Source organism: Mycetohabitans sp. B3, assembly GCF_021498065.1.
GTDB lineage: Bacteria > Pseudomonadota > Gammaproteobacteria > Burkholderiales > Burkholderiaceae > Mycetohabitans.
Genome location: NZ_JAHLKN010000016.1, coordinates 1 through 8380 on the forward strand (window position 1 = coordinate 1; position 8380 = coordinate 8380).

Consider the following 8380-nt stretch of genomic DNA (forward strand, 5'->3'; position numbering starts at 1 on the left):
GTAGGGGGTAGGGGGTAGGGGATCAAAGATCAGGGCCAGCGGACATCGGTCGACAATGAGAAATTGGAATGGGTGCAGTTGGCATCCGGCCTGCCAGGGTCTTCAAGGCGGCGGACGCCAACTGTCACATAGGGCGAGACAGGGATTCGCATCAAGCCACGGCAGTTCGCAGTTTCCGGAGCCTGGTTCGGCGACATGCTGATAATCGATTCACGATCCGTTGCCCCGCAGGGCATGTCTTGCGCACCACTGTTGCTGGCGCGCCACCGAGAGGAGCCAAACTCGATGAATACCTTAGTGCAGCAGTGGAGTGGCCCATGGCTCAACACGGGACTGCAAACTCCTGAAGCCAACGCCAAGGGTGACAAGTTGGACGCACAGAGTGATAAACTCCCGCCCCACTTGAGCCTGTTGGGGCTGTCCTACCTAGATTTGGAGTGGGAAGACTCCGATGTCGAGGACAGCGACTCGGAGACCGATACATGGGCTCCCCCGACGCAGACGGCGCGCGACGGCACGAAAGCGAGCCCGTTCGGCACCGCATCGAATACGCCATCGAGCAGCGAAACATCGGCTTCACCAGCCTTCGGAGACCGCGCCTTTGTAATCCGTGCGCCGTTCGTTACCGTCAACGACGAGCAGGATTGGTCAGACGATGATTCGACCGTCACAGATTGGTCAGACGACGATTCGACCATCGTGGACGGGGCCGACACGAACACTGACACGACAGAATGTGGTTGTGACGACGAGTTTATTCCCGGCGATCCGAAGTATGCCACCCTTGATCATTTCATTGACCAGTACGAAGGTGATGACTTATCGAAGTGGAACGACATGGCCTCGGCCGATCAATGCATCCAGTTGGAGCGCCCGATTGCCGCGATGCAGATTCTGAGCGGCCAAGTCGATGGGGCCACCGATGAGATGAAGCAAGCCGCGCTGCAGTATGTCAACGACAATCCGTCGCTCAAGAGTGCGTTGCAAGGAACCGGTGCATTGAAGGATGATGGAACGGTCGACCAGGGAAAAATGGGCGACTTTTTAAAATCGGTTCATAAGAACCTGGAACAGGCCGATAACAATATCCAGGAGTATATGAAGAAGCACCCAGATGCCGATCCCGATTCGTTGGCAACGGCGCGCTCGGCTGCACTGCTGCAAGCCTACATCGCGATCACCGGCCAGTCCACGGGCCATCAGGATGCCGGTGGCAAGAACCATAACTACAACGGCGGAAAGGGCGGCGGCATGGTGGCGACTAAACAGCAGGTCTCCGATCTACAAAACAACAGCGGTTTCAGCGACGCGCTGAAGAATGCCGCGAAGGCATTGTCGACCAACGGCGGGTTCGACGCGCTTGACCGCGCCGGCGTCGACAAGGCGACGAACAAGGCCGACAACCTGATCAACGACGACAATCTGACTAGTTTCATCAAGGATGAGGCGCCGACGGACGAACAATCCGACCTGAGCTTTTTGAAAGACGCAGGCTTGAAAAACCTCACCGCCAATACCGATATCAGTACGCTGAATCAGGACATCTTCGCTCATCCGGACAAGTACACGGCGGAGCAGAAGGCCGCGGTCATGTGCAAGCTAATGCAGACGCTGATCAACGTGCAGGCCGGCGGTAGCGATCATTTACGCAACGTCGATGAGACAGTTAAAGTGCTCACGCAGGACATCCAGACACTGGCCAATGATCCGGCCGTGGGCGAGTACCTGAAGAAGAAACTGCCGCCCGAAATGGAGAACTTGGCGCAGTTGTTCGAAAAGGCGGGCGGCGGCGCAGCGGACAGTGCGCAAAATGCCGATTCCACCTCCAGCAGCAACGGCTCATCCGGCGCGAATCCGCTCGACATCATCGACACGATCAAGGACGCGGTCAAGGATACCAAGGACATTGGCTCATGGCTGACCCGTGGCGCCGGGGCGGCTGGTGAGGCTGCGGCAGAAACGGGTGAAGTCGCCACCAAGATTGCGACGACCGCTGCCCGCGTCGCGGGTAACGTGGCGGGCGAAGCGGTTGCCGGGATCGTCAGCGCGGTATCGACGGTGCTTGATGCACTCGGGCCAATTGGTGAAATTGCCGGCGTGATCGCAACGATTGTGTCTGCAATCGTCGAAGCGGTGCACAAGAAGCAAAATCAGGAGAAGTTTGCCGATAACGTGAATCCGACGCTGCAGCAATTCGGCATTCCATTGCCAACCTAATTCGCTGTTTGAACCAGATTATGCGACGAATCGTGTATCACCGCAGCGACGAGGTCATGCGTTTCGTCGCCGCGGCAACGGGCGAGACGAGCTACCACGACTGCACGACGATCGGGCTCGAAAAAGACGGCGATATCGTGGCTGGCGTGGTGTACCAGGGGTATAACGGCCCGAACGTGCTGATGCACTGCGCGATGCTGGAATCGCGTCATCTGCTGACGCCGGCGTTCCTGTCGGCGGTCTTTCTGTATCCGTTCGTGGTGCTCAATTGCCGGCGGGTGACAGGGTTGGTGCGCGCGGATAACCTGCGTGCGCAGCGGCTCGACGAGCACCTAGGTTTTCGGCGTGAAGGCCTCATGCGCGAGGGTGCCGGAGATGGCACGGATTTCATCCTCTATGGCATGCTCAAGCAGGAATGCCGCTTCCTGCGCGGACGATATTTACAGGCACTGCACAATGAGCTGGGGCTGGCCATGCCGGGGCCGGCGCAGGCCCGGCGCGCCGAACTGCCCAAGTGACTACTGGACGGCGGCCTGCATCGGCCATCGGGCAGATATCGCTTCCCGCGCGTGATTGGTAAAATGCACTGATCCGAACGCGCACGCTGCGTGCCGTTCCCATCCGTGGAGTTGCATGTCCCGCTGTCTTGCGTTGCTTAAAGAGGTCTTCGGCTATCCGGCGTTTCGCGGGCCGCAGGCCGATATCGTCGAACATGTCGCAGCGGGGCACGACAGCCTCGTGCTGATGCCCACCGGTGGCGGCAAGTCGTTGTGCTACCAGATTCCCGCGCTGGTGCGTCACGAAGCCGGCCTGGGCGCTGGCATCGTGGTGTCGCCGCTGATCGCGTTGATGCAGGACCAGGTCGCGGCGTTGACCGAGGCGGGGGTGCGGGCGGCCTATGTGAACTCGGCGCTCACCGCAGCCGAGGCGGCGGCAACCGAGCGCGCGTTCACGCGCGGTGAGTTGCAATTGTTGTACGTTGCACCGGAGCGACTGCTGACGGAGCGGTTTCTGGAACTGCTCGCGCGCAGCCGGATAGGGTTGTTTGCGATCGACGAAGCCCACTGCGTGTCGCAGTGGGGCCATGATTTTCGGCCCGAATACATGCAGCTATCCGCGTTGCATGAGCGTTTCCCGCAGGTGCCCCGCATCGCGTTGACCGCGACGGCGGATGCGCTCACGCGCGAGGAAATCATCGAGCGGCTCGCGCTGAACAACGCTCGGGTGTTTATATCGAGTTTCGATCGGCCGAACATTCGTTACCGGATCGTCGAGAAGGACAACGCGCGTGTGCAATTACTCGACTTTATCCGAGCCGAGCACACCAACGTGGACGGCACCACTGATTCGGGCATTGTCTATTGCCTGTCGCGGCGCAAGGTCGAGGAGACGGCCGACTGGCTCGTGCAGCAGGGGCTGCGCGCGTTGCCGTATCACGCCGGCATGGACGCGCAGCTTCGCCAGCGGCACCAGCAGGTCTTTCAGCGCGAGGAGGGGGTCGTAATGTGCGCGACAATCGCGTTTGGAATGGGGATCGACAAGCCGGATGTACGCTTCGTCGCGCATCTAGACCTGCCTAAAAGCATCGAGGGCTACTATCAGGAAACCGGCCGGGCCGGCCGCGATGGTCTCGCATCCAACGCATGGATGGCCTACGGGCTGGGCGACGTCGTGCAACAGCGCAAGATGATCGACGAGTCCGAGGCCGACGAGCTGCACAAGCGAGTGCAAACGGCGAAGCTCGATGCGTTGCTTGGGTTGTGCGAGACGGCTGGATGCCGGCGCGTGCATCTGCTCGGCTATTTTGGCGAAACGGGCCAGCCATGTGGCAACTGTGATACCTGCCTGGAGCCGCCGGCAACCTGGGACGGCACGCGTGAGGCGCAGATGGCGCTCTCGTGCGTGTACCGTGCGCAGCGGGCCAGCGGCTTTGGATTTGGCGCGGGCCACTTGATCGACATATTGCGTGGCAATGCAACCGAGCGCGTCAAGCAGCGAAGGCATGACGCGTTAAGCACTTTTGGTATCGGCGCGGCGTTGTCAGAGGCACAATGGCGGGCGATTTTCCGTCAGTTGATTGCGCTCGGCCTGCTTGCAGTCGATCACGGAGGCCACGGCGTGTTGGTGCTCACGGAGGCGAGCAAGCCGGTGTTGAAGGGGGAGCGCAACATCACGCTGCGCCGATATGCTAAACCCAAACGGGTGCGCGAGGCGGATGGCGCGCGTCGCGGCGAGCGCACCGATCCGACCGCCGGTATGTCGCCACGCCAGCGTGCGCGCTGGGACCGGTTGCGCGCCTGGCGCAGCGAGACGGCCAAGGCCGATGGCGTGCCGGCCTACGTGATTTTTCACGATGCGACGTTGGCCGAACTGGCCCGCAGCGCGCCGGTTTCACTCGATGAGTTGCGCGGCGTACCGGGTCTGGGTGCGCGCAAATTCGAGCGCTTCGGTGACGAGCTGCTCGACGTGATCAACGACGATTGACGGCGGTAGTCGCTCCGCCGGCGTGATCTAATGCACGCAAACTGTTGACGTACTTGCAAATTTTGGATTACTATGCCAGGTTCCGGTATTCGGCGGAAGTGCGCTCGCGTCGCTGGTCGCCCTCTGTGTCACTGTGGGCCGGTCGATGGTTAGCATGGCGGGCACGGCACCATCGCCGCCGATATTCCGGTGTCGGTTCATCGGGTGGCGTGTGTGCAGCCATTCAGGTTCGCTTGCCCGGGCCTGCGTCGTCCGGTTTTATCTATTTCCAGGAATCAACAATGCCAACCATCAATCAATTGGTTCGCAAAGGCCGCACTTCGGAGCATGTGAAGAGCAAGAGTCCGGCCTTGCAGGACTGTCCGCAGCGTCGCGGTGTGTGCACTCGTGTGTACACGACGACGCCAAAAAAGCCGAACTCGGCGCTTCGTAAGGTCGCGAAAGTTCGTTTGACGAACGGCTTCGAGGTCATCTCGTACATCGGTGGTGAAGGCCACAACCTGCAGGAGCACTCGGTCGTGCTGATTCGCGGTGGCCGGGTCAAGGACTTGCCGGGTGTGCGTTACCACATGGTGCGCGGCTCGCTCGACACGCAAGGCGTCAAGGACCGTAAGCAGGCTCGTTCGAAGTACGGTGCGAAGCGCGCCAAGGCGGGTAAGTAAGCTGCATCGCCCGTCGATGCAAAGGCGGTGGTGCCGGATCGATCGGTGCTATCGAGTAAGTGGTCACCCGGCCAAGCTGGTTAGTCGTGAGATGGATCGGGTTAGTTGGTGGCCGCGGGGTGGGGAAAGCAACCGCTCCAACTGAACAGTCAAAGGAACAGAAATGCCGCGTCGTCGCGAAGTCCCCAAGCGGGAAATATTGCCGGACCCGAAGTTCGGTAATGTTGATGTTGCAAAATTCATGAACGTACTGATGCTGTCGGGCAAGAAGTCAGTGGCCGAACGCATCGTGTACGGGGCTTTCGAGCAAATCCAGGGCAAGGCCGGCAAGGACCCCCTGGAAGTGTTCACTGTCGCGCTGAGCAACGTGAAGCCGGTGGTTGAAGTGAAAAGCCGCCGCGTTGGAGGTGCGAACTACCAGGTTCCGGTCGAAGTGCGCCCGTCGCGTCGTATGGCATTGGCGATGCGCTGGTTGCGTGAGGCCGCGAAAAAGCGTAGCGAGAAGTCGATGGCGCTGCGCCTGGCCGGTGAACTGCTCGAGGCCGCGGAAGGTCGGGGCGGCGCGATGAAGAAGCGCGACGAAGTGCACCGGATGGCGGAAGCGAACAGAGCTTTCTCGCATTTCCGTTTCTAACGGCCGTTTAGGCTGGAAAGCCTGGTAAACGGAGAAGGAAATTCCGGGCGGGTGCGCTTCCGAAGCGCCTCGCCCGTTTGTGTTAAGGCGCACCGCGGTTCTTCCGCTGCGCAATCCTCTTGAGAGATTAAAGTGGCTCGTAAGACTCCTATCGAGCGTTACCGTAATATCGGTATCAGCGCTCACATCGACGCCGGCAAAACGACGACGACCGAGCGCATCCTGTTTTACACCGGTGTGAACCACAAGATCGGCGAAGTGCACGATGGTGCCGCGACGATGGACTGGATGGAGCAGGAGCAGGAACGTGGCATCACGATCACGTCCGCTGCGACGACGGCGTTCTGGAAAGGCATGGGTAACAACTACCCGGAACACCGCATCAACATCATCGACACGCCGGGACACGTGGACTTCACGATTGAGGTTGAGCGCTCGATGCGCGTGCTCGATGGCGCGTGCATGGTGTACTGCGCGGTCGGCGGCGTGCAGCCGCAGTCGGAAACCGTGTGGCGCCAGGCCAATAAGTACAAGGTGCCGCGGCTCGCGTTTGTGAACAAGATGGACCGTACCGGCGCAAACTTCTTCAAGGTGTACGACCAGTTGAAGACGCGCCTGAAGGCTAACCCGGTGCCGATCGTCGTGCCGATCGGTGCGGAGGAGTCGTTCAGGGGTGTCGTCGACCTATTGAAGATGAAGGCGATCATTTGGGACGACGCGTCGCAAGGAACGAAGTTCGAATATGCCGATATTCCGGCTGAACTCGTGGACACGTGTAACGAGTGGCGCGAGAAAATGATCGAGTCGGCGGCTGAGGCGAGCGAGACGCTGATGGAAAAGTATCTCGGTGGCGACGCGCTGACTGAAGCTGAGATCGTCAAGGCGCTGCGCGATCGTACGATCGCTTGCGAAATTCAGCCGATGTTGTGCGGGACCGCGTTTAAGAACAAGGGTGTGCAACGCATGCTGGACGCGGTGATCGACTTCCTGCCGTCGCCGGTCGACATTCCGCCAGTCAAGGGGGAGACCGAGAGTGGTGAGGATGCAGAGCGCAACGCATCCGACGACGAGAAATTCTCGGCGCTCGCGTTCAAGATCATGACGGACCCGTTCGTTGGCCAATTGATTTTCTTCCGCGTGTATTCGGGCGTCGTCAATTCTGGCGATACCGTGCTGAATTCGACGAAGGGCAAGAAGGAGCGCGTCGGACGGATTCTGCAAATGCACGCGAACCAGCGCGAGGAAATCAAAGAAGTGCGCGCTGGCGACATTGCCGCTGCGGTCGGCCTGAAGGAGGCGACCACCGGTGACACGCTGTGCGATCCGGCCAACCCGATCGTGCTTGAACGTATGGTGTTCCCGGAGCCGGTGATTTCGCAGGCCGTCGAGCCGAAGACGAAGGCCGACCAGGAAAAGATGGGCATCGCGCTGAACCGTCTGGCGCAGGAGGATCCGTCGTTCCGCGTCAAGACCGACGAGGAATCGGGCCAGACGATCATCTCGGGCATGGGCGAATTGCACCTGGAAATCCTGGTCGATCGGATGAGGCGCGAATTCAACGTCGAGGCGACGGTCGGCAAGCCGCAGGTTGCGTACCGCGAAACGATCCGCAGCTCGGCGGCGGACGTCGAAGGCAAGTTCGTCAAGCAGTCCGGCGGTCGCGGCCAATACGGCCATGCGGTGATCACGCTGGAGCCGAACGAGCAAGGCAAGGGCTATGAATTCCTTGACGAGATCAAGGGCGGCGTGATTCCGCGCGAGTACATCCCCGCGGTCGATAAGGGTATCCAGGAAACGCTCAAGAGCGGTGTGCTGGCCGGTTTCCCGGTCGTCGACGTGAAGGTGCACCTGACGTTCGGTTCGTACCACGACGTGGACTCGAACGAAAACGCGTTCCGGATGGCCGGCTCGATGGCGTTCAAGGAAGCGATGCGCCGGGCGAATCCGGTGATTCTCGAGCCGATGATGGCCGTCGAAGTCGAAACGCCGGAAGAGTACATGGGCAATGTGATGGGCGACCTGTCAGGTCGTCGCGGCATCGTGCAGGGCATGGAAGACATGGTCGGCGGCGGCAAGATCGTCCGTGCGGAAGTGCCGATGTCGGAAATGTTCGGCTATTCGACGTCGCTGCGCTCGCTGACGCAAGGCCGTGCGACCTACACGATGGAGTTCAAGCACTATGCCGAGGCTCCGCGTAACGTGGCTGATGCGATCATCAACGCGAAAGCGAAGTGATCGGTCGGCAAACTCATTCACGAACCACTATTGAAAGAAGAGAAACATGGCTAAAGGTAAATTTGAACGGACCAAGCCGCACGTGAACGTGGGCACGATCGGTCACGTTGACCATGGCAAGACCACGCTGACGGCGGCGATCGCGACG

At 60.3% G+C, this 8380-nt stretch carries 7 protein-coding genes; all 7 read left to right on the forward strand.

The features are described 5' to 3' along the window. Window positions 1–285 precede the first annotated feature (285 nt). On the forward strand, window positions 286–2217 hold the full coding sequence (locus KQH55_RS03475; RefSeq protein ID WP_235090213.1) for a type III effector HrpK domain-containing protein: 1932 nt from the start codon (window positions 286–288) through the stop codon (window positions 2215–2217). A gap of 20 nt (window positions 2218–2237) precedes the next feature. After that, window positions 2238–2735 (forward strand): GNAT family N-acetyltransferase, encoded by a 498-nt coding sequence (locus tag KQH55_RS03480; protein ID WP_076796829.1) that lies wholly within the window; start codon window positions 2238–2240, stop codon window positions 2733–2735. A gap of 115 nt (window positions 2736–2850) precedes the next feature. After that, window positions 2851–4701, forward strand: coding sequence for a DNA helicase RecQ (recQ, locus tag KQH55_RS03485; RefSeq protein WP_076785647.1), 1851 nt, complete (start codon window positions 2851–2853; stop codon window positions 4699–4701). A gap of 281 nt (window positions 4702–4982) precedes the next feature. Beyond that, complete coding sequence (gene rpsL / locus KQH55_RS03490; RefSeq protein WP_041754145.1) at window positions 4983–5363, forward strand: 30S ribosomal protein S12; 381 nt, start codon at window positions 4983–4985, stop codon at window positions 5361–5363. A 163-nt stretch (window positions 5364–5526) separates the two neighbouring features. Then, window positions 5527–5997 (forward strand): 30S ribosomal protein S7, encoded by a 471-nt coding sequence (gene rpsG, locus KQH55_RS03495; protein ID WP_013434778.1) that lies wholly within the window; start codon window positions 5527–5529, stop codon window positions 5995–5997. 132 nt (window positions 5998–6129) lie between these two features. Then, window positions 6130–8232 carry an elongation factor G gene (gene fusA / locus KQH55_RS03500; protein WP_076785646.1) on the forward strand — a complete coding sequence of 701 codons (2103 nt, stop codon included), beginning with the start codon at window positions 6130–6132 and terminating at the stop codon, window positions 8230–8232. Between the two features lie 46 nt (window positions 8233–8278). Beyond that, window positions 8279–8380: GTP-binding protein (locus KQH55_RS03505; RefSeq protein WP_029951219.1), on the forward strand; the 102-nt coding region annotated here is incomplete at its 3' end.

What these genes read in the sequence shown, in the direction of transcription:
- KQH55_RS03475 (WP_235090213.1), top strand. Translation starts at nt 286, where the DNA reads ATGAATACCTTAGTGCAGCAGTGGAGTGGCCCATGGCTCAACACGGGA.
- KQH55_RS03480 (WP_076796829.1), top strand. Translation starts at nt 2,238, where the DNA reads ATGCGACGAATCGTGTATCACCGCAGCGACGAGGTCATGCGTTTCGTC.
- recQ (WP_076785647.1), top strand. Translation starts at nt 2,851, where the DNA reads ATGTCCCGCTGTCTTGCGTTGCTTAAAGAGGTCTTCGGCTATCCGGCG.
- rpsL (WP_041754145.1), top strand. Translation starts at nt 4,983, where the DNA reads ATGCCAACCATCAATCAATTGGTTCGCAAAGGCCGCACTTCGGAGCAT.
- rpsG (WP_013434778.1), top strand. Translation starts at nt 5,527, where the DNA reads ATGCCGCGTCGTCGCGAAGTCCCCAAGCGGGAAATATTGCCGGACCCG.